Origin of the sequence: Runella sp. MFBS21 (assembly GCF_029433105.1) — a bacterium.
Classification (GTDB): domain Bacteria; phylum Bacteroidota; class Bacteroidia; order Cytophagales; family Spirosomataceae; genus Runella.
Genome location: NZ_JARNTW010000010.1, coordinates 108,372 through 133,692 on the forward strand (window position 1 = coordinate 108,372; position 25,321 = coordinate 133,692).

20 protein-coding genes are annotated in these 25,321 nt (G+C 42.0%); 9 read left to right on the forward strand and 11 right to left on the reverse strand.

The genetic code is table 11. The features are described from left to right. Positions 1-100 precede the first annotated feature (100 nt). Positions 101-2,239: a histidine kinase gene (locus tag P1X15_RS19170; RefSeq protein WP_277339749.1), complete on the reverse strand. Its 2,139-nt coding sequence runs from the start codon at positions 2,237-2,239 to the stop codon at positions 101-103. Between the two features lie 120 nt (positions 2,240-2,359). Further along, the gene (locus P1X15_RS19175; RefSeq protein WP_277339750.1) at positions 2,360-5,638 is read right to left on the reverse strand and encodes a histidine kinase; all 3,279 of its coding nucleotides are present in this window, start codon (positions 5,636-5,638) and stop codon (positions 2,360-2,362) included. Positions 5,639-5,899: 261 nt separating this feature from the next. Between P1X15_RS19175 and P1X15_RS19180 the strand changes: the two genes are divergently transcribed. The 9 genes from P1X15_RS19180 (at position 5,900) to P1X15_RS19220 (ending at position 12,980) form a co-directional block, all read left to right on the forward strand. Beyond that, positions 5,900-6,238 (forward strand): LytTR family DNA-binding domain-containing protein, encoded by a 339-nt coding sequence (locus P1X15_RS19180; RefSeq protein ID WP_277339751.1) that lies wholly within the window; start codon positions 5,900-5,902, stop codon positions 6,236-6,238. Positions 6,239-6,579: 341 nt separating this feature from the next. Further along, on the forward strand, positions 6,580-7,116 hold the full coding sequence (locus P1X15_RS19185) for a collagen-like protein (protein ID WP_277339752.1): 537 nt from the start codon (positions 6,580-6,582) through the stop codon (positions 7,114-7,116). A 137-nt stretch (positions 7,117-7,253) separates the two neighbouring features. After that, the gene (locus P1X15_RS19190; protein WP_277339753.1) at positions 7,254-7,787 is read left to right on the forward strand and encodes a hypothetical protein; all 534 of its coding nucleotides are present in this window, start codon (positions 7,254-7,256) and stop codon (positions 7,785-7,787) included. Positions 7,788-7,790: 3 nt separating this feature from the next. Beyond that, positions 7,791-8,297 carry a hypothetical protein gene (locus P1X15_RS19195; protein WP_277339754.1) on the forward strand — a complete coding sequence of 169 codons (507 nt, stop codon included), beginning with the start codon at positions 7,791-7,793 and terminating at the stop codon, positions 8,295-8,297. Between the two features lie 22 nt (positions 8,298-8,319). Continuing rightward, the gene (locus P1X15_RS19200; RefSeq protein ID WP_277339755.1) at positions 8,320-8,961 is read left to right on the forward strand and encodes a hypothetical protein; all 642 of its coding nucleotides are present in this window, start codon (positions 8,320-8,322) and stop codon (positions 8,959-8,961) included. Positions 8,962-9,173: 212 nt separating this feature from the next. Then, positions 9,174-9,638, forward strand: coding sequence for a hypothetical protein (locus P1X15_RS19205; RefSeq protein ID WP_277339756.1), 465 nt, complete (start codon positions 9,174-9,176; stop codon positions 9,636-9,638). Positions 9,639-9,842: 204 nt separating this feature from the next. After that, positions 9,843-11,636: a hypothetical protein gene (locus P1X15_RS19210; protein ID WP_277339757.1), complete on the forward strand. Its 1,794-nt coding sequence runs from the start codon at positions 9,843-9,845 to the stop codon at positions 11,634-11,636. A 32-nt stretch (positions 11,637-11,668) separates the two neighbouring features. Next, positions 11,669-12,178, forward strand: coding sequence for a hypothetical protein (locus P1X15_RS19215; RefSeq protein ID WP_277339758.1), 510 nt, complete (start codon positions 11,669-11,671; stop codon positions 12,176-12,178). A 142-nt stretch (positions 12,179-12,320) separates the two neighbouring features. Further along, the gene (locus P1X15_RS19220; RefSeq protein WP_277339759.1) at positions 12,321-12,980 is read left to right on the forward strand and encodes a hypothetical protein; all 660 of its coding nucleotides are present in this window, start codon (positions 12,321-12,323) and stop codon (positions 12,978-12,980) included. A gap of 259 nt (positions 12,981-13,239) precedes the next feature. Here the strand turns inward: P1X15_RS19220 and P1X15_RS19225 are convergent, their stop codons facing one another. The 9 genes from P1X15_RS19225 to P1X15_RS19265 all read right to left on the reverse strand — a co-directional run bounded on the left by P1X15_RS19225 (position 13,240) and on the right by P1X15_RS19265 (position 25,153). Further along, positions 13,240-13,401: a hypothetical protein gene (locus tag P1X15_RS19225; protein WP_277339760.1), complete on the reverse strand. Its 162-nt coding sequence runs from the start codon at positions 13,399-13,401 to the stop codon at positions 13,240-13,242. Positions 13,402-14,229: 828 nt separating this feature from the next. Then, positions 14,230-16,119: an acetate--CoA ligase gene (gene acs, locus P1X15_RS19230; RefSeq protein WP_277339761.1), complete on the reverse strand. Its 1,890-nt coding sequence runs from the start codon at positions 16,117-16,119 to the stop codon at positions 14,230-14,232. A 157-nt stretch (positions 16,120-16,276) separates the two neighbouring features. Further along, positions 16,277-18,193, reverse strand: a complete 1,917-nt coding sequence (locus P1X15_RS19235; protein WP_277339762.1) for a propionyl-CoA synthetase — start codon at positions 18,191-18,193, stop codon at positions 16,277-16,279. 24 nt (positions 18,194-18,217) lie between these two features. Beyond that, a complete protein-coding gene (locus tag P1X15_RS19240) occupies positions 18,218-18,601 on the reverse strand; it encodes a response regulator transcription factor (RefSeq protein ID WP_277339763.1) in 384 nt (127 codons plus the stop codon). Positions 18,602-18,770: 169 nt separating this feature from the next. Beyond that, a complete protein-coding gene (locus P1X15_RS19245; RefSeq protein WP_277339764.1) occupies positions 18,771-21,476 on the reverse strand; it encodes a sensor histidine kinase in 2,706 nt (901 codons plus the stop codon). Then, positions 21,469-21,678, reverse strand: a complete 210-nt coding sequence (locus P1X15_RS19250) for a hypothetical protein (protein WP_277339765.1) — start codon at positions 21,676-21,678, stop codon at positions 21,469-21,471. The genes P1X15_RS19245 and P1X15_RS19250 overlap by 8 nt, the downstream gene beginning before the upstream one ends. A 105-nt stretch (positions 21,679-21,783) precedes the next feature. Then, positions 21,784-22,008, reverse strand: coding sequence for a DUF6814 family protein (locus P1X15_RS19255; RefSeq protein WP_277339766.1), 225 nt, complete (start codon positions 22,006-22,008; stop codon positions 21,784-21,786). A gap of 82 nt (positions 22,009-22,090) precedes the next feature. After that, positions 22,091-23,689 carry an MFS transporter gene (locus P1X15_RS19260; protein WP_277339767.1) on the reverse strand — a complete coding sequence of 533 codons (1,599 nt, stop codon included), beginning with the start codon at positions 23,687-23,689 and terminating at the stop codon, positions 22,091-22,093. A gap of 84 nt (positions 23,690-23,773) precedes the next feature. After that, the gene (locus P1X15_RS19265) at positions 23,774-25,153 is read right to left on the reverse strand and encodes a porin (RefSeq protein ID WP_277339768.1); all 1,380 of its coding nucleotides are present in this window, start codon (positions 25,151-25,153) and stop codon (positions 23,774-23,776) included. Between the last annotated feature and the right edge of the window lie 168 nt (positions 25,154-25,321).

The following is a 25,321-nucleotide window of genomic DNA, read 5'->3' on the forward strand; positions in this document are numbered from 1 at the left end:
ATTATGGGCACATAAGTTAGTAGTAAAATATGGGATTTTAAGAATATTCAATCTTTTTAGGAGGCTTGAAATGGCTTCATATTGAGATAAATAGGCTTAGTTATAAAGGAATATTTACAATTACTTTGGTTCCTTCAGCCTCGCCTTGCACATTAGTCATATCTTCTATTTTGATATAGGTATGAGTATGGTAAATTTGATTGATGAGTTCGATTCGTTCGGCGGTTACTTTCATCCCAAAAGACTTATGTTTGGTGGCCGATTTGCTTTTGAATTCAGCAGCTTTGGCCCGGCCCACGCCATCATCACAAATAATGACCTGAAGGTGGCTATCGTCAGGTTGGGTGACGGCGATTGCGACAGTGCCGCCTTCTTCTTTGTGCATCAGACCGTGCCAAATGGCATTTTCGACAAAAGGCTGTAGCAACAGCGGTGGAATCTGAATGAGATCGGTATCGATTGAGGGGGCGACTTGGATTTGATAGCGGACTTTTTGCTGAAATCTCATGGCTTCCATTTCGATATACAAACGTAGCGTTTCGAGTTCGTTGGTAAGGGTTACTTTTTCGGAACGAGAGTTTTCTAAGACAAGCCTGATAAGTCGCGAAAACTTAGTAAGGTAATCGGAGGCGGTATCGGCCTCGTTGCGAGCGGCATAGTACTGAATGGAGTTGAGGCAGTTGAAGATAAAATGAGGATTCATTTGCGCTCTTAATGCCGAAATTTCGGTTTGGGCAATGCGTTGTTGGTATTCGGCTTCTCGCTGTTTAAATTTATATTTTTGTTTTGATTGATACACCATTACTATCATACCTGCTCCTACAAGAAGCAATGTAATCACTGTTAGTCCAAACCACAAATTCCGGTTTTGTTCTTGAAATGAAAGTTTTTCTTCTAATTGCTGAATCGTCAATTTTTCGAGTCGGTCTTCGTAGCGGCGTTTTTCGGTGAGTCGCTCTAGGTTTTTGGCTTGGTCTTGGCTGATGACCTGTTCCTTTTCTAGTTTTTCTTGTAGAAGTACTTCTTTGAGGCGTTGATTCTCGATTTCATTTTTGTATTGAGAAAGCGACAGTTGCTGGATTTGATTGTTTTTGGCGAGTATTTGTTTTTCGTTGTCAGATTTTACTTGCTGGATATCATACTTCTTGATAAGCTCATCTATTTCTTTACTTTTTTTAACAACTTCGAGCGAATCTTTGATTAAAATGTAGTTTTGATAATGAAACAGGGCTTTTTCATAATCTCCCAATCCTAGGTAAGAATCATACAAAATCTTGGAAGCTTCTTTATAAACATTAGAATATTTCTTAAACTTCCGAGCTACGACATTGACTAAAATTGTTTCTCCTTTGGTAGCGGCTTTGTCATATTCCTTTTTTTTTAGGTGCATTCGGGCGGTGGTAAAATTGATGCTCTCATCGAGCGGAATTTGAAGTTTATCAAAAAGTGCTTTGGCTTGATTGATAGAGTTTTCGGCTTCAGTATATCTCTCTAGCTCAATGTAAGATTGGGCAATAGAAGCATACAAATAAGCCAGTCCAATTCCTTGATTGAATTTTTTGACTTCTTCGAGCGCATGGAGATAGGCCTCCAACGAAACCGCAAAATGTTTTTTCCTTTCGTTGGTTTCGGCAAGGGCGATGTACAAATTATAAAGGTCGGGGGCGCGCTGTTTTTCGTCAACGAAAGTTTTTTTTATATCACTTATGAGGGTTTCGATGTAAGAGGTCGCGTTGGGGTTGTCGGTTTTAGCATAAATCACCCCAATGAGGCGACGCACAAAGAAGCGCTGCTTGGAAGTAATGTTTGGAATAAAAAGGACGTTGTTTAGGATCTCAACGGATTCTTGATAATTGGAACGAAATCTTTCCAAAAATTCCGCTTTTTTTATCATTCCTTCGGCCTTATAAAAATTGTTTTTGAGATGTGAGGCTTCTTCGATAGTTTGGTTGGCCCAGTAGAGCGAGCTGTCTCTTTGGGTGATAGACGTGTAAGTATATAAATAGGCTAAATACACGTACGTTTTCAATTTTAAAGTATCGCGCGTAATGGCTTTAGGAATTTTTGAGAGCTGAGTCAAGTAATAGAAATGCTCCTTTTTGATAGAATCGACATAACTCAGATTAAATCGTTTATCTACATTGAGCAAACGAGGGCTGCTTACTTCTTGCGCCATGGTATTCATATAGCAGGCCGTAAACAGTAGAGCACAGAGTATATTTTGGGCAATATTTTTCAAGTGTTTATAAATATAAAAAACAGTTAGGCAAGTTAAACCAGAAAAAAAACATCCACCATTAAGGTCGGGTAGATTGTCTAAAACAGCGCACGAATGGTATCGATTTTGAGTAAATGGAAATTAGAGCGGAATTTCGATAATGATTTTTGTTCCTTGTGCTTTGTCAAAAGCATCTTTCAAATCCACAATTTGAATTTTGGAGTGAGTCTTATAAAATTGGTTGATAAGGTCGATACGCTCGGCAGTTACTTTCATGCCAAATGATTTTTGTTTAGTCGCCGACTTGCTCTTAAATTGGGCAGCTTTGGCTCTTCCTACGCCGTCATCTATCACCATCACTCGAAGAAGGTTGTCGTGGGGCTGTTGTACCTTTATAGATACCATGCCTCCTTCGGGTTTGTGCATGAGCCCATGCCAAATGGCATTTTCTACAAACGGCTGAATCAAAAGAGGGGGAATTTGAATATTTTCGGTATCTACCGAAGCATCTACCTCAAATTGATACCTTACTTTTTGTTGAAACCTCATGGCTTCCATTTCAATATAAAGCTTGAGGGTTTCGAGCTCATTCAATAAAGTAACTTTTTCGGAACGAGAATTTTCTAACACAAGTCTGATGAGTCTCGAAAACTTGCTCAGGTATTCGGAAGCCGTATCGGCATCGTTACGAGCCGCAAAATACTGGATAGAATTAAGGCAATTGAAAATAAAGTGGGGGTTCATTTGTGCTCTCAATGCCGCGATTTCTGTTTGGGCGATGTGCTGTTGGTATTGTGCTTCTCGTTGTTGACGCAGGGCTTCTTGGGCTTCAAGGCGGCTCTTGAGGGTTTGTTGTGCTAGCCTATATCGATAAAGAGTATAAATAATGGCCGCTGCTGCTACCGCTAAAAGGGATATAAACCACCAAGTTTTCCAAAAAGGTGGCTCAATGATGATACTAATAGTGCGAATCTTTCCCCAAGTTCCCTCAAAATTAGCCCCTTTGATTTGGAGGGTGTATTTTCCAGGCGGTACATTGGTGAAGGTAGCCAAAGGGATGTTGCCACACATCACCCATTCTTTGTTGAAGCCTATGAGTCGATAAGCGTACTGATTTTTATGGTTTTGAGTGTACGATAAAGCAGAGAAGCCAATGGTAAAGAAGTTTTGGTTATAATCTAGGGTAATTTGAGATGTTAAATTAAGATTTTTTGTCAGAGGTAGTTCTTTGTCAAATACCTTTAAAAAACTGAAAATGACTTTAGGGGTTTGTTTTGTACGACGAATATCGGAGGGGTAAAATCTAAACTTGTCAAAAAAAAGCTCACCTTTATCTCCCTTTACAAACGTTCCAAACTGAAAAACCCGTAAATCATATTCGGCACCTAAGTACTTAATTTGACCCGTTTCGGGAATATACTGTATGAGTGCATTGGCACTTTTTAACCATACTGAGCCGTCATCGGTAAGGTGAATATTAGTAATAACATCTTTGGGGTCGAGAGTCACACGCTGCCATTGGTCCGTCGAAAAATCATACTTCCAAAGTCCGTGATCAGTAGCGGCAATCCAGACTACTCCTCTTTTGGGGTCTTCTACTATTTTATTAATAGAAATATTGGTGACAGGCGAACTTTTGTAAATAGCATCTTTAAGAATTAATTTATCGGTTTTAGGATCATACCACCGTACGAAGTTGTCGTCCCAGCTCCCCATCCATACTATCCCTCTGTGGTCGACCATAGCGCACCTGAGGCGTTGATTATTTATTTCCTTTTCTATACTTTTTATATTGGTAAAAGTACGAGCGGTAGCGTTGTATTTGATGAGCAACCCTTCGGTGCTGGGACTAGTGTATGTGACGGGTATCCATATATTTCCGGCTTTATCGGAAGCAATACTCATTACTTGATAAAGTTCATTGGTATGCCATAGGGTGTTTTGGATAGGTACTTTGATATTGAGCATTCGTTGCTGTCTTAAATCCCACTGCCATATACTGCCTCCCTCTATTTTGCCCACAAACCAAATGACCTGATTGATACTATCTGCATACGCTTGATTGATGATTTGTTCTGGTTTTTTAGGAATAGGTTGTCTGAGAAGGGAGGTTGTTTGCCCACTTTTTTCGTTGTAGCGGGCGAGTACAAATCCTTGCGGGGTTTCGTATGTAAAATACAAATACCCTTGGTATTGACACAGTATTCGTACTTTATCATATTGTATTTTGAGGGGAATTCTTTTGAAGAGCTGATTTTCGAGATTCAGATAAGCGACAGAAGCATCGCCATTAGCGATTTCTTTGCCTATCCACACTGTATGCCGGTGGCCTATAAATGCAGAATTTGGGTGAGTTGGTGGAGAAAATTTGTCGCCCAGAATGTGGGGATAGAGATGGAGCGTTTTAGAAAGAGTATCAAATATAGTCACTCCTTGCTTAGAGATAAGAAGTATTTTGTGGTTTGTGAAAGGGTTAAGTTGATAAATCTGGTTGGCATCTAAATTTGGGAAATGATACTGCTTCCAAGTGGCACTTGGGAGGTGGAAGCGAAGAAGCCCATAATGCCCCCATGCCCCTACCCACACGTTTTGGGCACTCGAATCTGTCAATACACTATTGATATCAAGCTCTTGAAAGGCTTGCGTTTTGCTTTTGGAATCAGGGTCATGGGCATTTCCTAAGGGATAGCGGATGAGTACATTGCTACCAGGGTGATAATATCCAAGACAAGAGTGAGGAAGGTGCTTGTCGGATGCGGTATACACTACACCCCACACCCTGCCTTTGGCATCTGTATGTAAGGGTTTTAGGAGCACCAATGAGGTATCAGAATCATATTGTTGGGTGTAGCCATTGAGAATAGCAGGAAGCTTAATGTGTCTAAATTTCTTGTTTTGAGGATTAAATTCAAATACAGGTGCACGGACGTTGTTGGAGGTAGCAGGAAACAAAAAATAGATTTTACCGTCGGCCGCCGAAGTATATCCCCACACTTGATAATTTTGGACGAGAGGAGTGTGGAAAAATTCAAATTTTTCATTGATAGGAGAATACAGCGCCACGCCCTTATCGGTAAGCGACCATACCTGACCTTTGGGTGTGATATTGATACCATAATAAGGCAGAGAATCATAAACTTTAGAATAATGCCCGTCGTAGCGTATCAAGGTCTGATTGTCGGCTATAAACCACAGATACCCTTCTCGGTCTTGCATTCTCATTTCTTTGGAAAATGCTTGTTTTAAAATATCATTTTCGACGGTAAATGGGTCAAATCTTAAATATGGCTCTCCCACAATCACTTTAGAAGGAGCTAGGAATATAGTCTCAACACGTTGGGCTTTAACATAAATCAAAGCCCAAATAAAAATAAAAGCAGTGTAAACGAATCGATGAGCCAACATGTAGTACTTTTTCAAATTCTAATTTAGATAGTAAAAAGGGGATGTGAAAGAATAAGAACCTCAAATGCTGAATCTCTAGGGCGAATGGTCGGATTTGTGAGGGAGAGACATAAACGACCTCAGGATAAGGCTTCTTTTATAAAAAATAAAAATGGCCGTTCGCCTACTAAACAAGTTCATTCACCCAAAAAAACGCACAACTCACCCGAGTTGAATGGAACTCGTTGTCCACTACTTCTACCTTAGTATCAAGTTTAGACTAAACTTGTATCTTTTATGGAAACCAATTTACCCTCTTTGAAACCACAAAAACTGGTAGAAAAAACCGTGACAGAAGAAATCGTCCATATTGAAGGAGACGGTAACTATAGTCGGGTAGTGATGCTCAATGGACGTTTTGCGGTAGTGACCCAAAATATCCAGCTTCTACATCAAAATCTTCCTCCTCAGTTTATACGGATTCATAAATCTTACGTAATCAATGTGCAGTATTTGGCAAAGATACTAGCTCGGCAAAAAATGCTCTTGCTTACCAACGGAATGAGGTTGCCCATTGCAAGGCGACGATACACGGAAGTGAAAAATATATTCAAAAATTATCAAAAATCTGCCTAGCTGTAGCTTAAAAGAACGCTAATTACTTATGAAATACTCTTTTGACCTTTCCCCAAAAAGCTTTCAGACTATTCCACTTACCAGTTAGGGATAAATGTTTAGGAGTATTCTATAAGTAGATAAATTGATTGACCAAAATTCTGATTCGCTTCTCCTCACTAGGTGTGGCAGGGGATTGGTTTGCCTTTATAATAATCTATATCTATAGATATAAAGTAATAATTTTTCTAATACAGCCATTCACCAAAATTGGGGATTTTGTAGAGGCTATTTATGCCCGACCTTTGAAATGTTTTAAAACTCAATCTCACCGCGACGGCGGTAAACAATACGTACTCATAATGAAAAAACTACGCTTCCTCTCGCTAGCACTTATAAGTGCTTCTATGGTATTTTTGTTGACTGCTTGCCCTGGGTCACAGGGAGAGCCAGGGCCCGCTGGTGCACAAGGGCCTAAAGGGGATACTGGTGCTCAAGGCCCTGCGGGGCAGAATGGCAACGCCAATGTGATACAATTCACCTATGGCTCACGGGTATTTAATCCAGTCGCTAATATTGAAGTTACTTACACACTAACAGGCATAACAGCAGATATGATAGGGAAGTCAGTCCTTCTTTTATATTTGCAAAATGCGTTAGGTTATTGGTATCCTATACCAGGTGTTTTTGATGGTTCTTATGAGTACCGGACTATTATTCGGCCTAGTGCGAATTCAGTAGTAGCAATAAGAAGAACGGACAACACTACCGTAAGTCAGACATTCAATGCAACAAGAATTATTATCATTCCAGTATCCGACTTGCGTAATGGCCGTAAAGCTGCCGTTGATTATTCCAAATACGAAGAGGTAAAAGCTTACTACAATTTGCCTGATTAAAGGTATAGTCCTCAGTTTTTAGGTGTAAAACATTATCCCACCTTACACGCTACATCAAAGCGCGTCATGGGAATGCCATGCTCGTAACTGTCCAAGAAAACATAATCCAAGATAGTCTATCAAAACATTGAATGGCCATGAAATCTCAAATTCGTCCCTTTTATAGCACTGCTTTAGCGGCTATTTTTCTTGCTACCTTTCTTACAAGTTGTGGCCTATTTCAGAGTGCAGTGGAAGCCGCTTGGCCTCTATTGGGTACTTACAAAATGAACAATATTCAACTGGAATTGAAATATACTGCCAATGGCGCCTATAATCCGAAGGGTACTACTACTCGTTTTCCTAATGATTTACTGGATTTTAGTACAGGTACCGTTACGATGGGCAATGCCACCTACAACTATCGAAACGAAACCGTAAACGGCATAAAGAAAGTCGTATTCATCGACCAAAGCACCAAGGAAGATGTAGTTAGTTTCACATATACCCTCAACAATAATGCCCTCACGCTCACGTCCGACAACATCATCGTGGGTACTACAGCTCGTGACAGAGCACAAGAGGCATTAGGTTGGGCAGCTATTTTTGGTTTTGGAACTACTACTTTTCCACGCATTACTTCGGCTACGGATGCATCTTATGGGGCGTTTATTATCAATGCAACCAAATAACACATGAAACCCCTTTTTCTCTGGCTTGGATGCGTACTCTTGTCGTGGTCGGGGCAAGCGCAAGAGTTACCTCACCGAATGCGGGTAGGGTTATCGGTAGATTTGGGCGGCAACACATTGGGCATAGGGGCGCAGCTGCACGGGTCGTTTCGATTTACTAATAATTACCGTGCTTTTGATGACCAAAATCGCTATCTCAATGCAGGTGTTGGCATTGGGGCTACGCTTTCAAGTGGACTTTCTGTAGGTAAGAGTGTGCCGCATTACGTTACTTATGGTTTTGGTAGCGGGCGTGCGATGTGGGAACTGGGCATAATGGGAGTACGGCACCAAAAACGGACTATTGATACTGAAACTGATTCACAAACGGGCCGGATTTATCGCACATTCAATGAGCATTGGAAATACCTAGTGCTGCCACTTGCAGGCTATCGCTACACTGCATATAGTGGTTTTATGTTTCGGATCAATGGTCCTATACCAGGTATTGCTTTTGGCTGGATTTTCTAATAGTTCAAACAATTGAAAGTATATGAAAAATTTTGGTATTCTTATCGTTTTTATAATTTCTGTAATAACTGGGTGCAGCCATAAAACCACTTCTACGGCTGTCGTTAATCAAGGGGTTGTCAAAACTTACGCTATTTTGCCTTTTGACGTAACCATTGAAAAAAATTTACAAATCAAAAAAACAACTCCTGAAATGCTTCGTCAGCAAGAAGAACGTGAAAGCTTACAGTATCAAAGCGGCGTATTTCAGTATATGATGGAGCGCAAAAAAGACTTTAATGTCAACTTTCAGGATATAGATGATACCAATGCTCTCCTCAAACGAAATAATGTTGGCTATGAAAAAGGACGTACAATGACCAAAGCCGAACTGTGTCAGCTTCTCCAAGTGGATGGTATTTTGACTGGCAAATACCAACGTAAAGAAAACCTAGACCGAAGCCTTTCTCGTGGCCTAGACATACTGGCTCGACAAACCGAAAATTTTTCTTTAAGTCCCAAACAAGGTGAGGCCACGCTGAGCTTAACGCTCTATAACGCTTTCGAAAAACGGGTGGTGTGGACTTACCAAAACGATGACTGGAATAGCAGCTACCGCTCACCTGAAGAACTCGCCCAAAAACTCATGGAGCGAGCTGCCAAGAAGTTTCCTTACAAGAAATAAGACAAGTTTTGGGACAAATACAAGGCATTATTTTCTTGGTTTTTTGGAATACAATCCAAGTCCCCAAAACAGTTAGTCGCTGTATCAAAACGGCGGGTGTAAAATTGATACGTATAGCCAAAGGCGGTACTGTAAAAACTTCACTTTGAAATGATTTGGAACCCCAAAAAACGGCGGATTAGAAAGCGAAAGAATAAACGATAAAGTCAAATATGAGACTCTACATAACTTCTCAGCCGGAAGCTTTTCTATGGCAAGATCTTGAGCGTCTGGTCCAAGAAAAAGAAGTACTAGCGGTGTTTCGTTCTCCCGAACCTCGGTTTGGAGTAGAGACCAAATACCCTAGATTTCGGATTCAAAAAGCGCGTGCTACTCGTTGGAGTACTGTTTTTTGGTCACAAATAACAGGCTCTACTCAGCAGTTTGAGACACATACAGAGGTACAGATTCGGGTAGGTTTCACCTCCGAAGCCCAAATGCGCAATGCGATTGCGGGGGTGTTTTTACTGGTATGGCCACCTTTCTGGTTTATGCTAATCAACCCTTCAAATTGGGTATGGGCACTGCCATTGACGATTATTTTTGGCAATGTCGTAGCCATCATTATTTATTGGCCCCTCTGGACATTTAAGGATTTTTTGGTCAAACGCTGGAAGCTAAAACCCCAAAAGCATTGATTCATAGGTATTTTGACTCATTTGAGATTCGCTATTTGTAATTACTTACCCCTAGGCAATAAGCGGTAAGCAGTAGGCATTTTTTGCGAATTTTTTAGGCAACCACAGCGGAAACTCGTTGAGGAGGCTCCCTCCTTTTTAATAAAAATCTTATGGCTTATGGCCTAAAGCATATTGCTAATTAGTTATAAACTTTCTAATATCATGAAAAAACAACTCATTCTATCTCTAAGCCTTTTTTCTTTGTTGACAGTGACATTATTGGACTGTAAGAAAAAAGAAGACCCTGCACCTTCTAAACCAACAAATCCTACGAATCCCGTTACGGCCACCGCACCCACAATCGACAATACAGCTAATGCTACCACAAGCAGCGACATCACCGCCGTGAGTGCCAAAGTGAGCAGTACCCTTTCGGCCAACGGTGGGGCGGCCATCAGTCAGCATGGGCATGTATGGTCGGAAACCAACGCGGCTCCAACTACGGCCGACAGTAAAACCGAACTCGGCAAAACCGACGGCCCTTTTCCGTTGAAGTTTACCTCGGAGCTTAAAAACCTCAAAGCCAATACGACCTATAATGTAAGGGCTTATGCGACTAATGATAAGGGAACTACTTACGGTACGGCTGTGCAGGTGAAGACGACGGCCGTAACACCTACGGCCAGCTTGGCCGAATGGAAAACGGCCCGTTCTTTGGGCGAAGGTTTTGACTTTACCCAGACCAGGGACCTGCTTGCCGATGCCAACGGAAACTTTTACATATCAGGTTCTTACAACAAAGCAGGGAAAATAGGGAAGTTTTCGACGGGTTCGGGCAATGGCGGCTTCGTCGCCAAACTTGATGCCACGGGTGAACCCCTTTGGGTTATTGAACTTACTAGTACTTCGAGTAATGAAGTGTATGATCTTGATATGGATGCGGCAGGAAACTTGTATGCAGCTTTAAGTGCGGGTACACGTAATGCAACCTTTGGTTCTTTTACGTTACCTAACTTTGGCGCCTATATGGCCAAAATCACCCCGGATGGGAAGGTAGAGTGGGTACGTAGCTTTGGTATAAGATCGGGCGGTAATGGCTCTTTGGGGGCTACTCATGTTGATGCCCAAGGTAATTGTTACGTCATTGAAAGAATCCTTGGGAATTCTAAAGCTACGATTGGCACAACCACCGTTACAGGGTCAGATCCGGCTTGGGGACTCAATAATGGTACCGAAGGTTGGGATCATGTGATAGCACGTTTCGACCCATCCGGCAAACTGCTTTGGAGTCGGCTATTTTCGGGGGTAGGGCAACAGGATGTTTATTTCGATGTGGATCCTAATGGGGATGTTTATGCCAGTTTACGATCATTCGATGGCGTACCATCGGTAGGAGGGACAGCACTCTCATCACCTGGTGAGTTTCTCTTAAAACTCTCTTCCGGCGGTTCGTTAGAATGGAGCAAAAACATCACTACTACTAAACCCTACCAGATAACTGACATATCGTGTCATTCAACAGGTGAGTTTTTGGTAAAAGCAAGTAGTAGTTCCAGTATTTCAATTGGTGGAGCTACTACTACCCCTACTAACTCCGGTATATTGGCAGTTTTTCGTCAGGATGGCTCGACTAAATGGGCAACTGCTACGCCGATTGGATACGTTAAAAGTACAACATTCGATAATTCAGGAAATCTCTATATGGTTTATGATGGCAGTAGAAACAGCCGTTTTACAATCGGTGATATAACCCTGCCTGCCCAAACCTCGGAAACGCAGAATTATATGGTTGTAGCGAAATACAACCCCATGCAAAACAAATGGCTGTGGGCTATCCGAAACAAAAGCGTTACAGGAACGTATGGGCCGGGTTCTGCCTTTTTAGCTATCTCATCTACAGGCGTACCATTACTCAGTTTATCATTACCAACAGGCGATATAGAATTCAGTAATACAATTAAAGCCACAATGTCGAGCCGATTTGGGGTTATTACTTCGACAATTGAGCAGAAGTAATCCATTTTTCATTTTTATTAAGACCTACAACCATGGCAAAAGTAGAAAATGCGACAATGCTTGTCGGCGAACGCTCGCAGGATAACAATCAGGAATGGCGTAGAACGGTACGCGTATCGGCAAAGTTCAGGTTTGCTCACGAAGAACTAGGAACTACGTTCAAAGTACGGGTGATTCTATTTGGTACAGACAACCCATTCGTTGATTCGGATAATTTCCAATCATCAATGCCTTTTAGACAAAATTGGGAAACATACATTTTCAGTGGCGGGAATGGGGTATTATCTACTTCTGCACGCTCTTTGGTGGGCTCTATTGTTTATGAAAAAACCTTGATTCCAACCACAACTGAAGTAGATTTTTCAGAAGGGAGGCATCTCTTAGAATCTAAATTAAACGAAGACCCCGCTGTAAAGTGGGTACCTGAAGTCCGACCACCCGTTACCCAGATGATACCAAAGCCTCATCAAGACGAGGTTTATGTAAAAATTCAACTTATTGTGGAAAGCACCTCTCCTGTGCAGGTCATTACAGTCTTCTAATAAATTTAAAAGTAGTTAAAATCATGGGAAAGCTTATTATGAGCCTTTTATGAGGGTTTACCTGTTACGCTCATCCCCTTTTGGCACAAACGCCTGCTAAAATCTTCAATCAATTTTTACCATCAAAAGCAATTTTACAAAAATGAAAACATTCCTCACTTCTGCTTTATTACTGTGCAGCATCTTATTATTGGATAGTTGCAAGAAAAAAACGCCCGAGCCTACCCTGTCGGCTAAAATTCAGCAAATAGTACCTACCACTTTGCTAAACGACTTAAAAACGAAGGGAATGCCCATTAATGAAGGCTTGAACCCGCCCAATATAGAAGGGATTTTTATTTCAAACCCTCATACCTTAGAAGTTCCTTATGTAGGAGACCCTAATCCTAAGGGTCATGTTTTTAACAGCTTGGTTTTGCGATTTTCGAATCAAAACAGCAAAGAATTGAGCGTTAACATAGATACTAAATCAAGTTCTACAGTAGCTTCTGGGATAGGCGGATTTATTTCTGGAACAGGTAATAAATTCAGTATTTTCGCTGAATTGTCCGTTCAAAACGGTACAGCTACCGGCAAGCAGGTAAGAATTTTTTCAGGAGAGATTACCTCACAGGGCATCAAGGATTTTTACTCCACTTTGGTATTTACAGAAAAAAATGACCCTAATAAAATCTTTATTGAAATTGGGGCAGCGCGAATTATTAAGGATGGCGATGGTTTGGCTTCAAGAACGAATAGTTTCAGATTAGGTATTGAAAATGACAATCTGCTAGGCAGTGATGATTGGGTCGCCCAAAAGTAATAATTGCTTTTAATTTCTTATTGGGTGGCACCGAGACCGCCCAATTTTTAATTTTCCCGGTATAGCAACCTGCAAGTATACCTGTCAATAACATGTCTTCTTAACTACCGAGCACAAACACTCCCTCAACTACGTAGCTAGGGCTACTCCGAAAAGCGTTTACAGTTTTATATTCCTGTTTTTATAAGGACAACTCTATATCCTTCACTTTCAAATACAAACCGAACACAGTGCCCAACTCATCATTGCCCAAATCGAATCAACCCACCCGAACGATGCTGCGGGGCTGGACAAAATTGATCAACAGGTCGCTCAATTTCTGGGTGTTGCCTCGGCTCCGTACACGCGCAGCCGCGATGCCCTGAAGACCATCAGACCATCTAATTTTTGGCTCAAAATCGAAAACTGGCCTCTTGGTCATACCCAAGTATTTGGGTGTTTTGTTTTGGAAAGTGGTGAGGTAATCGCCTTTCAGTCGGGTTGCGGACCCACCGAAGAACTGGCCGAACTGCATACCGTAGTCCAAGGTATTGCTTATACAAAGGGATATCGCTTTTCTCAATATGAATCTACATCCCCTTGGATGCAGGACGAGGAGTACTAATGTGTTCGAAGTACTATAAACTTGCTGTATATCCCCCTCTTCAGAAATACTTGCAGAGGGGGATACGTCATTTCTTACGAAAATCATAAAAGGTGGGGAGCTCTGATGTTGCTCAAATAAAGCAGGGTTTAGGAATAGCTACCCAAAATGAGTCCCTTCTTTAGGAGAAAGAAGGGACCAAAAAAAAGAAACTTTGTTGTTGATGAAGTATAATAAAAGTAATAAAGTGCGTCTTAAAACTATGATTATGATTCAAAGCTAATACAAAATTATGTGTTATAACAAATAATTTTCAAAATTATTGAATATGTCAAATTGATTGTTTGTAAAATTATATAAAAATATCCTTTTTGCGTTGATTTTGGCATTTTTGAGGTCAACTGTATATCCCTTTTCGGAAATGCTACATTTTTAAAAATGCTAATTTTTTTGTATTGATTTTGGTTTTTGAAAAGTAAAAAATCAAATTTTGATAAATTATATACTGGATATACGGTATTTTTTATGTTATCGCTTTTTAGAAGGATAATAGTATTTTTTTTATAAGAGGAGGGGTGCCTGTGTTTGCGTTTTATCTTTTATACGAAAAAAGCTGCTTTTTTGAAAAGCAGCTTTTTTCGTATAAAAGATTTTAAAATCTCAAGCTTACAAAGCTCCGTCTTTGATGTCTTCTACTACACTAGGGTCGAGTAGGGTGGTAGTATCGCCTAAGTTGGAGGTATCTCCTTCGGCTATTTTGCGCAGGATTCGGCGCATGATTTTACCCGAGCGAGTTTTGGGCAATCCCCTCACAAACTGAATTTTGTCAGGTTTGGCAATGGGTCCAATGATACGTGTTACAGTTGCCAAAATATCGCGTCTTGAGAGATCTTCGTCGTCGAGTAGATTTTCGCTGATGACGAAAGCATAAATCCCTTGCCCTTTGATGTCATGTGGATAACCTACTACGGCACTTTCAATCACATCAGAGTGCATATTGATGGCATTTTCGACCTCCGCTGTTCCGATACGGTGTCCTGATACGTTCAAGACATCATCTACCCGCCCTGTGATGCGATAGTAGCCATCTTCGTCGCGGAGACAGCCGTCACCCGTAAAATACTTACCAGGGTAGGTCGAGAAGTAAGTTTGGCGGCAACGCTCGTGGTCGCCCCAAGTAGTACGAATGATAGACGGCCACGGAAACTTAATGCATAAGTTACCGCTTACGCCATTTCCTTCAATCTCATTTCCTGCCTCATCTACCAATACAGGTTGTACACCCGGAAGTGGCAATGTGGCATAGGTAGGTTTGGTTTTGGTAACGCCCGCAATAGGCGAAATCAAAATACCGCCATTCTCGGTTTGCCACCAAGTATCAACGATGGGACAGCGGCTTTTTCCGATATTTTCGTTGTACCAATTCCATGCTTCCTCATTGATAGGCTCACCCACCGAACCCAAGACTTTCAACGAACTTAAGTCTTTTCCTTCAACATATTTGAGACCAAAGCCCATCAACGATCTGATGGCCGTGGGGGCGGTATAAAGAATATCCACTTTGTGTTTATCCACAATATCCCAAAAACGTCCTGCGTCAGGATAGGTAGGTACCCCCTCAAACATGACGGTGGTGGCACCGCTCAACAATGGACCATAAACAATGTAACTATGCCCTGTAATCCAGCCCACATCAGCGGTACAAAAGTGGATTTGGCCGGGTTCGTATTGGAATACATTTTGGAAAGTATAAGCCGTATAAACCATGTAGCCACCCGTGGTATGAACTACCCCTTTGGGCTTACCAGTAGAGCCTGAAGTATAAAGGATGAAGAGGGGATCTTCGGAGTCCATCAGTTGGGCGGGGCAGTCGGAAGTGACTTGCTTCATTTCACTCTCCCACCATACATCACGTCCTTTGATCATAGAGATAGGCGTACGGGTGTGGGTAAGTACAATTACTTTTTGTACCGAAGGGCAAGCAATGAGGGCATCATCGACGGTGTCTTTCATCGGGATGTTTTTATTGCCCCGGGCCGCCCCGTCTGACGTAACGATGACCTTACAATTGGAGTCGTTGATACGATCGGTAAGAGATTGGGCCGAAAATCCACCAAAAACCACTGAATGTATGGCACCAATGCGGGCACAAGCCAAAATCGCTATGGCAGCTTCGGGCACCATCGGAAGGTAAATACACACACGGTCTCCTTTCTGAACTCCATTGCGTTTGAGTACATTCGCAAATCGACACACTTGGTCATGGAGCATTTTATAGGTAAGCGTTACGCTTGGATCAGAGGGGTCGTTGGGTTCCCAGATAATAGCAGGACGATTTCCTAATTCTCTGAGATGTCTATCGAGCGCATTTTCGGTAATATTGGTTTTGCCACCTACAAACCACTTCACATTAGGCTCTTCAAAATTCCAGTCTAATACCCGCTTCCAAGGTTTATGCCATTTGAATTCTTGTGCTACTTCTGCCCAAAAGCCCTCAGGGTCTTCCACACTATGTTGATAGGCAGCTTGATAGTCTTCAAAAGTACGTATACGCATGATTTATTGATGTTTTGGATTGATTAAGGTTAATGTAAGGAACGATTGGTGATGAAATGAGGGTCTAAAAATAGCAAAACATTTTCCCGATTGAGTGAAAAAAATATCACAAAATTGCTAAACAAGTATAGAAAAGTAGGCGAACTAGTGAGATTTTTTAGTGTCCAAAGCCTCTACCTATCTTCCGTTTTTGGAGGGCTTCGGCGATTTCGCTCAAAATCGCAGGGTCGTCGATAGTGGAGGGAATACTATACGATTCGCCATCGGCAATTTGACGCATCACTTTTCTCAAAATCTTGCCCGAACGCGTTTTGGGAAGACGCTTTACAATAAGTGTATTTCTAAAAAAAGCTACCGCACCGATTTGCTCTCGTACAATGGTCACTAGCTCAGTTTCAAGCGTATTTTCTTCAATTTCTACTTTGTCTTTGAGTACCACAAACCCCACGGGACGTTGACCGCGCAACTCGTCGGCAATTCCTACTACGGCACATTCTGCCACGGCAGTATGAGAGGCCACAAATTCTTCCATTTCGCCCGTTGAGAGTCGGTGCCCTGCCACATTGATGACATCATCGACTCGTCCCATGATATATACGTACCCGTCTTCATCTTTATACCCGCCATCGCCTGAAAGATAATAGCCCGGAAATTTTGATAAATAAGACTGCTGAAAGCGGGGGTCGTCGTTCCACAACGTAGGTAGGCAGCCTGGCGGAAGCGGAAGCTTAATACATACATATCCTTCGTGTTTGGGCGGAAGGGGATGTCCCTCTTCGTCCAAAATCTGAACATCAAATCCACACACGGGCTTGGTAGCAGAGCCTGCTTTCACCGTAAACATTTCGACCCCGGTCATATTGGCAATCATAGGCCAGCCCGATTCGGTTTGCCACCAATGGTCGATGATAGGCACTTTGGTGATTTGTTGGAGCCACTCTAAAGTAGGCGGGTCGCAGCGCTCTCCCGCCACAAATATTTGTTTTAGAGAACTAAGGTCATATTTTTGGAGATGCTCGGCGGTAGGGTCTTCTTTTTTGATAGCTCTAAAAGCAGTAGGCGCAGTAAAAAAAACTTTAACTCTATGCGCTGCTATGATGCGCCAGAAGGTGCCAGCATCGGGAGTACGTACTGGTTTTCCTTCAAACAAAATGGTAGTACAGCCCTGAATGAGAGGGGCATATACAATATATGAGTGACCCACTGCCCAGCCCAAATCTGAAGCGGCCCAATATACATCGCCAGGGGCTATATCATACACATATTCCATTGAAAATTTCATAGCTACAGCATGACCGCCATTGTCTCTGACTATTCCTTTTGGCTTTCCTGTAGTGCCGGAGGTGTATAAAACATACAGAGGGTCGAGGGCACTTAATACGGCACATTCGGTAGGAGAGGCTTGTTGGAGGGCTTCCTCAAAATCGACATCTCGGTTGGTTTCCATGCTTGCGGTGGTCATGGGACGTTGCAGAATAAGACAATGAGGCGGCTTGAAGCTAGCTTGTCGAATGGCTTCATCGAGGAGTGGTTTATAAGGAACAACTCGGTCAAACTCAATACCACAGGAGGACGAAACAACAACTTTAGGACGGGTGTCGTCGATTCGAATTGCTAATTCATGAGGTGCAAAACCGCCAAATACTACCGAATGAACCGCCCCCAACCGAGCACAAGCCAGCATAGTAAATGCTGCTTCGGGTACCATAGGCATATAAATGATGACGCAATCACCCTTTTGTACACCCAAATTGTGCAATGCGCCCGCTAGCTTCGCCACTTGGGTTTGAAGCTCACGATAAGTATATTTTTGAATTTGATGAGTGACAGGTGAGTCGTAAATGAGGGCTACTTGATCGGCACGGCCATTTTCTACATGATAGTCTATCGCTAAGTAGCAAGTATTGAGTTTGCCACCCTCAAACCACCGATAAAAGCCCTGTTCATTGGTAGTGAGGATTTGAGTGGGGAACTCATACCAAGCAATTTTAGCCGCTTGTTGGCTCCAAAAGGCCAAAGGATTAGCTAGACTGGCCTCATAGAAGTCAGCATACGATTGTATTGACGATTTCATGATTTATGAAATATAAAGTGCTTATTACAAGGTGCTTGTCGCAAGCGCATTTACCTTGGATACCATGTCACGGGTCGAAAATGGCTTGGGTATATACAAGTCTGCTCCCAACTCATATCCTTTTTGCAAATCGATTTCTCGACTTTTTGAACTCATAAAAACAACTTTGATGTGCTGGTACATTGGACTAGTTTTGATAAAAGTACATACCTCATAACCGTTGACTTTGGGCATCATGATGTCCAATAAAACCACATCAGGAACTTCGCTACGAATGATGTCAAAAGCCTCTTCACCATCGCGAGCAATAAATACGCGATACCCTTCTTTTTTCATCAAAAACTCCAACGACATCAAAATATTGGGTTCATCGTCTACTATTAATATTTTTATATGCTGGCGTGTCATGCTAATCACATTTTCGGTAGAAACCTACAATCGCTTCAGTGTCAATAATGGCGTAAAGTAGAAAATTAATTTTTTGAAAATAAAATTAAGTTGCAAAAGTGGTATAGATGCTGATTTCTTTGAGTAAATATTTTGTAAAATGTTTATTGATAGTGCTTTTGAGTGGTTTTTAGGACATCATCGTAGGAATTTGAAAAGTAAAAACCGCCCCTTCACCTAAGGTACTTTGTACCTGAATGTCTCCTTTACATAGCTCAATGATTTTTTTTGAAATCGCTAGCCCAAGCCCACTGCCTTTGGCTTTGCGATTATGTTTTGACTCAGCTTGATAGAATTTATCGAAGATGAGGGCTTGCAGTTCGGGACTGATACCGGGGCCATTGTCTTTGACGCTTATTAGTAAAATACCATTTTCTACTTTTGCCAATACTTCAATTAAACCATTTTGACTCGGGCAAAACTTAATAGCATTCGATAGAAGATTAATCAAAACTTGCATCAATCGGTCGTAATCGCTGTAGATATTGCCCAACGAACCTTGATAAGATGTTTTGATAATGATTTCTTTTTCTTTGGCCAACTGCTCAATTGAGTTAATAGATTCGGAGATGAGGGTCTGAATCGAAAAAGTCTCTTTAGAAAGCTGATAGCGTCCTGTTTCGTACCTTTCCAAATCCAACACCTGATTGACGAGTCGGGTGAGTCTATCAGATTCTTTGATGATGGTAGTCAAAAAATGCTGCTGTTGCGAAAGCTCCATATCAGGATTATCGTGGATGATTTCGGATAAGGCCCGAATGGAAGTCAGCGGAGTGCGGATTTCGTGGGTTACGGTCGATAAAAAATCATCTTTTTGCTGCTCAGATACTCTAAGTTTGTCATTAGCCTGTTTGAGTTGATGCGTCAAAGCTTCTAGTTCGCGAGATTTTCGGGTAAGCTCTTCATTGACGGTCTTCAGTTCTTGGGATGTTTTAAGAATATCAATTACTTCATCGACCGTGATACGTTCTTCCTTCGCCACAGAAGCCACTACAATGCGAGCAGAGGCCGCACCAATGGCTCCGCTGAGCATTTTTTCGGCGTAGTTGACAAGCATGGGGTCAGCGTATTTGGTTTGGAGACTTAGTTTGTTGCGGCGAGCATAGAGCGTAAGCGCCCTTTCTGCGCGTGTTTTCCCAAAAAATTTGCTCATGAGTGTCACAATGTCGGTAATGAGGGCTTTTCCACGCCAAGCGACCGAGCGTTCATAAGAAGTATCATATTTGAAAATATCAACAAATAAAGCCGCTTGGTTGTGTTCAAGAGCACTTTGACCGAAATGAAGCGAACCACATACATAAAAAATCAAATTGAAAAACAAGGACCAAAATACCCCATGAGAAAGATTGTCCATACTTTCAAGTCCAAAAAGGGCTTCTGGCCGTAACCAACTGATATGGGCAGGGCCATACGTTAAAAAATCAGTTGAAATAAAACCGTTTGAAACCATAGAAGGAATAATAAGGGTATAAAGCCATACTGTGCTTCCGGCCAAAATACCACCCATAGCACCTACAAGATTGGCTTTTTTCCAGAAAATCCCGCCTAAAGCAGCCGGGGCAAATTGGGCAACTGCTGCAAAAGAAACCATCCCGACCGATACCAACGAGTACTTGTCGCTGACGTTTTTGTAATATAAATACGCCAATAAAATAATGACTCCGATAAATAGCCTACGGGCATTGAGTACAAAACTCCCCCCGGAACTACCAAGCCCCTTTTGCCAGCTTGGGCGACCTACCAAAACAGGCATAAGCAGATTGTTGGTAAACATTACCGTAAGGGCAGTACATTCTACAATAATCATACTGGTAGCTGCCGAAAAACCACCTAGATATGTTAAAAAGGCCAGTCCTTGTTGTTTGAAATGCAATGGTAAAGCAAGTAAATAAGTATCAGAGGGGATTGTGTCGTTTCCGAAAATAAGCTTTCCGCTCAGGGCAATTGGCAAAACGAATATATTGATAATGAGCAAATAAAGCGGGAAAAGCCACTGCGCTTTGCGGAGATGATTTTCGTTGGTATTTTCTACTACCGTAAGTTGAAATTGACGTGGTAAAAACAAAATGGCAATCGCTGCCAATAAACAGTGCCAAAACCAGCTACCGGTTTGTTCTTGAGGTAAAACAAAGAGTTTTTGGAGGTCAGGTACTTCGGCAGCGCGTGAGAATATATCCGTAAAACCGTTGAAAAGCCCAAAGGTTACGAATAGCCCTACGGCAATAAAAGTGAATAATTTGATCAATGACTCAAAAGCAATCGCCGCTACAAGGCCCTCATGTCGCTCGTTGGCTTCGAGTTTGCGGGTTCCAAACAAAATGGTGAAAATAATGAGGGCTAAGGCAATATAAAATGATTGGTCTGACCAAAACGACTGTGTAGCCAAAGGCTGATGCCCTGATAAAATCGAGAAACTTATCGTAATAGCTTTGAGCTGAATCGAAATATAAGGTACAATCCCCAACAAACACACCAAAGTCACGATGCCGCCTAAGGCCCGATTTTTGCCATAACGGGCCGAAATAAAATCGGCAATGCTCGTGATTCGCTGAACTTTACAAATCCGAATGATTTTTCTGAAAATGACCCACCAAAGAGGAATCAGAAAAGTAGGGCCGATGTACACACTTAAAAAATCAGGGCCACTTTCGGCGGCTCGCCCTACACTACCGTAAAAAGTCCAAGCAGTACAATAGACGGCCAATGATAAAGCATAGACATAGGGGTTGTTGACGATACTTCGATGTGCTACTGCACGACGCTCGGCCCAGTTGGCAATACCAAACAATACCAACAGATAAATCAGAGACAATGTAATAATCCACAAACTACTCATCGTTGGTATCTTGTTTGGGTTGGCGTACAAGCCAAGCAATGATTAAAATGATACCCAACCAACCTCCAAAAAGAAAGACATAAAAGACTGGAATTCCGCTTATAAAGGCGCCGTAATTATATATCGACAAAAGGGGCGTGTTGAAGATCGCCATCGTCAATATACATAAAGAGGCCAACAGTAATTCGCGGTTACGATTCATGAAAAAGGGACATGTTTGAATTTAAAACCAAAGGAAGAGGGTTAAAAAATGGTTGTCGAAGATATATTTCACCCCAACAACCATCCATACTACTAAACCCTAAACCTAATTTTGATTATCGTATTCGCCTTTGAGGGCATAAACTCCAAAAGTGGCCAAACTTCCTACAATCAGCGGGCATAAAATGAAAGTATAAATTCCGGCGGGAATCAAATCTTCCGATTTGCCAGTACTAAACTTTGGAAGGGCCTGATTGATTAAAAGATAGTATCCTGCGGCAGCTCCCACGAGGAGCCAAAGTACACCGGCAAGTCTTTTTATTGTGTTCATTGTATTGTCGTTTTTCAAAAAATAGATGAAATGATTTTAAAAAAGCTTTTGTGAATCAGCCTTTGGGTCTCAAAAAGTGGTATTAGTCATTTACATTCCGGTCTTTGCCATTGATGTACAACAACCCAATCACAAAGCAAATCCCCGCTATCACAATAGGATACCAAAGACCTTCCAAATAAGGTGCGGCGTACGGAACAGCTTGACCAGCGGCAGTGGCTGTTTCGTTGGCTTTGCCCGCCGATGCCACGAGAGCAGTAGCAATAGTAGGTAACAATCCTCCAAAAACTCCATTGCCCACGTGATAAGGCAACGACATAGAAGTGTAACGAATGCGCGTCGGAAACATTTCTACTAAGAATGCCGCGATAGGGCCATATACCATGGTGACAAAAATCACTTGAATGAATACCAGCCATATCAAGGTCCATTTGTCGCTGTCGTTGATCGTAACGGTCTTCTTAATTTCGGGCTTAGGAGCGTCGGCAGCAGCAACGGCTAAGATTTTCTCAATCTTTTTTTCTTCGTATTTAGTGCCGTCTGTAAATTCTTTCTTGGTGGTAGTCGTAATCAATGAATCTTTCGTAGCCACGCCATCCTTTACCTCCAATTTGCGAGATACTTCAATACTCGTCTTGTCGGTGATTTCCGTTTTATTTTTAAAGTTGGTGGTTTGGTACATTTTTTCGTAAATCGTACGATACGATAAAATCGCAATGAGCATCCCCGCTAGCATAATACCCTTACGACCAATCTTGTCGGAAAGCCATCCAAAGAATACGAAGAAGGGCGTTCCCAATACCAAAGCATAGGTCATGAGTTCGTTGGATTGCTGAAGGTCTATTGCCATTACTTTTTGAAGAAAACTCAACGCATAAAACTGCCCCGTGTACCATACCACGCCTTGTCCCATGGTAGCACCTAGTAAGGCGAGAAGCACAAATTTGAAGTTGTAGCGATTCCCAAAAGATTCTTTCAGGGGATTGGTCGAAGTCTTTCCTTCTGCTTTGGCTTTGGCAAAAAGGGGAGACTCGTGCATATTTTTACGAATCAACACCGATACATACACCATGAGGATAGATACCAAAAAAGGTACCCGCCAGCCCCAATCGGCAAAAGCTTCTTTGGACATACTGTTTTGGGTCACTTGAATCACGATGAGCGATACAAACAAACCGGCGGTAGCCGTAATCTGGATCCATGAAGTCCAAAAGCCTCGTTTGTCGGCAGGGGAGTGCTCGGCTACGTAGGTAGCAGCTCCTCCATATTCTCCTCCTAGCGCGAGCCCTTGTAAGAGCCTCAGTAAAAGTACTAAAGTAGGTGCCAAAAAACCGATGGTTTCGTAGCTAGGAATCAACCCAATCATAAAAGTAGCCCCTCCCATCAGAAGTAGCGTGACCATGAAGGTGTATTTGCGGCCAATCAAATCACCAAGCCGCCCAAAGAAAATAGCGCCAAAAGGCCGCACCACAAATCCAGCAGCGAAGGTGGCTAGGGTAGAAAGGAAGGCGGCGGTGGGATTGCCATCCGGAAAAAATTTGGTAGCGATAATGGTAGCCAAGCTTCCGAATATGTAGAAGTCGTACCATTCGATCATCGTTCCTACCGATGAGGCGCCGATGATTGCGGCTAGGCTTTGCTTTTTCTGCCCTTTTTCGGCAGCGCTTGCAGTTTCAGACATTACTTTAAAAAAGTTAAGGTGTTATAAAAAATAGTAAGGGTTTTTGAGTATGATTTTACTTAGCTTAAATGCGACTCTAGTTTCCTAAAGGTACGTTTGAAATTGAATAATAAACTCTCCTTTACTGCCATCTATCTTATCTTTAGCAATATAAATAGGGCGAGTAGAATACTGGAGAGTGATTTTGGAATGATGTCCTTCAAGATAAAAATTAGTCCCCAAATCATAGTAGTTGCCACTTTTGCTGAGAGCTTCGAGTTTTTTCCAAGTATAAGCGCCAAAGGGCTGTATTCTTACTTTAGGCTTTTCGCTGCTTTTGGGTAATACTATCCCTGCTTGTGTATAAAACATGGTGCCCGTACCGAGTAACGGGCGGGCATTGCCAGCTCCTGCTAGTGCTTTTTGTCCTTCAAATTTAGGGTCTAAGGTACCTACATTCATGATACCCGCATTTCTGATATAGTTGGGGCCAAAGTTGTATTTATAAATACCGCTGTAAAGAGTTAAGGCCGTATTTTTTTCTTTTTTGCCAATTGGCATGTCCAAAAAGGCATCGACCGACATCAAACTGATATTATGTTTCTGCGCGATTCCATTTTTTAGACTTTGGGTGCCTTGGGGTTGATTATAAAATCCCGCGCCAATATTAAACACGCGCTTGGTTCCTACATAGGAGCCTACTTTGAATGGCAACACATTGGACTCTTGATCAAAAAATTGATATTCTAAATAGCCTGCAGTAGAAGTTTTGCTGACTCCGTTGTTGTCTACTGCGACTCCCTCTACAGGTGTTATGTTGGTTGCAAAAGGCTTGTTGAGACTCAAACGGTACTCAAATTTATTGGCTTTCCCTTTCAAAAATACGCCAAACATCCGAGCAAATTGGTCTGAATTTTCGATAGTTGCCCACGTAAAAACGGGCGAATCTACGGTCATAAAATTGAGTGTGCTATGCATTGTCATGCGGCTTAAGCCTAAATAATAGTGTAAGCCTGCTCCAAACGACATTGAAAAAGGATTCGCTTTTTTGGTATCAGGATTAAGGGCAGGAATGATAGCATATTCACCCCAAAAATCATGAAAAAACAATTCTGGTTTTTTGCCTTGTCCGTAGCCTCCTGTACCCGAGGTTCCGGGGGCACCGCCGTTCAAAAAAGTTTGATTGTTGATACCAAAATGGGCTAAAACCATAAATCGAGGGTTCATTTGAGCTTGAACGAGCATCCGAAGCCGGCGAGCCCCAATGTCGAAGGTATTGTTTTGACTTACGCCATTGACAAGCGTACCGGGGTTGTTCTGAACAGAACGCATCCAAATTTGACTCCAAGTGATGAGACGCACGTATTTGGTGCCTTCGGGATTTACGTTTAGTTTCATTCCCGCGCCATAGTCCGAAGAGCCTTGGGCTTGTACGCCAGTAGCGTACCCCAAAACAGTAGCTATTGCAAAAATTGTTTTTTTCATCTTTGGTTAAGAAAGGTTTGAGAGAAGTTTTGGTAAACTCACTGAAACACTGGCGCCTTGCGTTTCAATGACAGTTCAAAGCACAATAAAATCCAATTAATAAAGAAAATATTGATATAGCTTTGGTCAAAAAGTATAGGTAAAGATTAGATAACCCAATAATAGGCA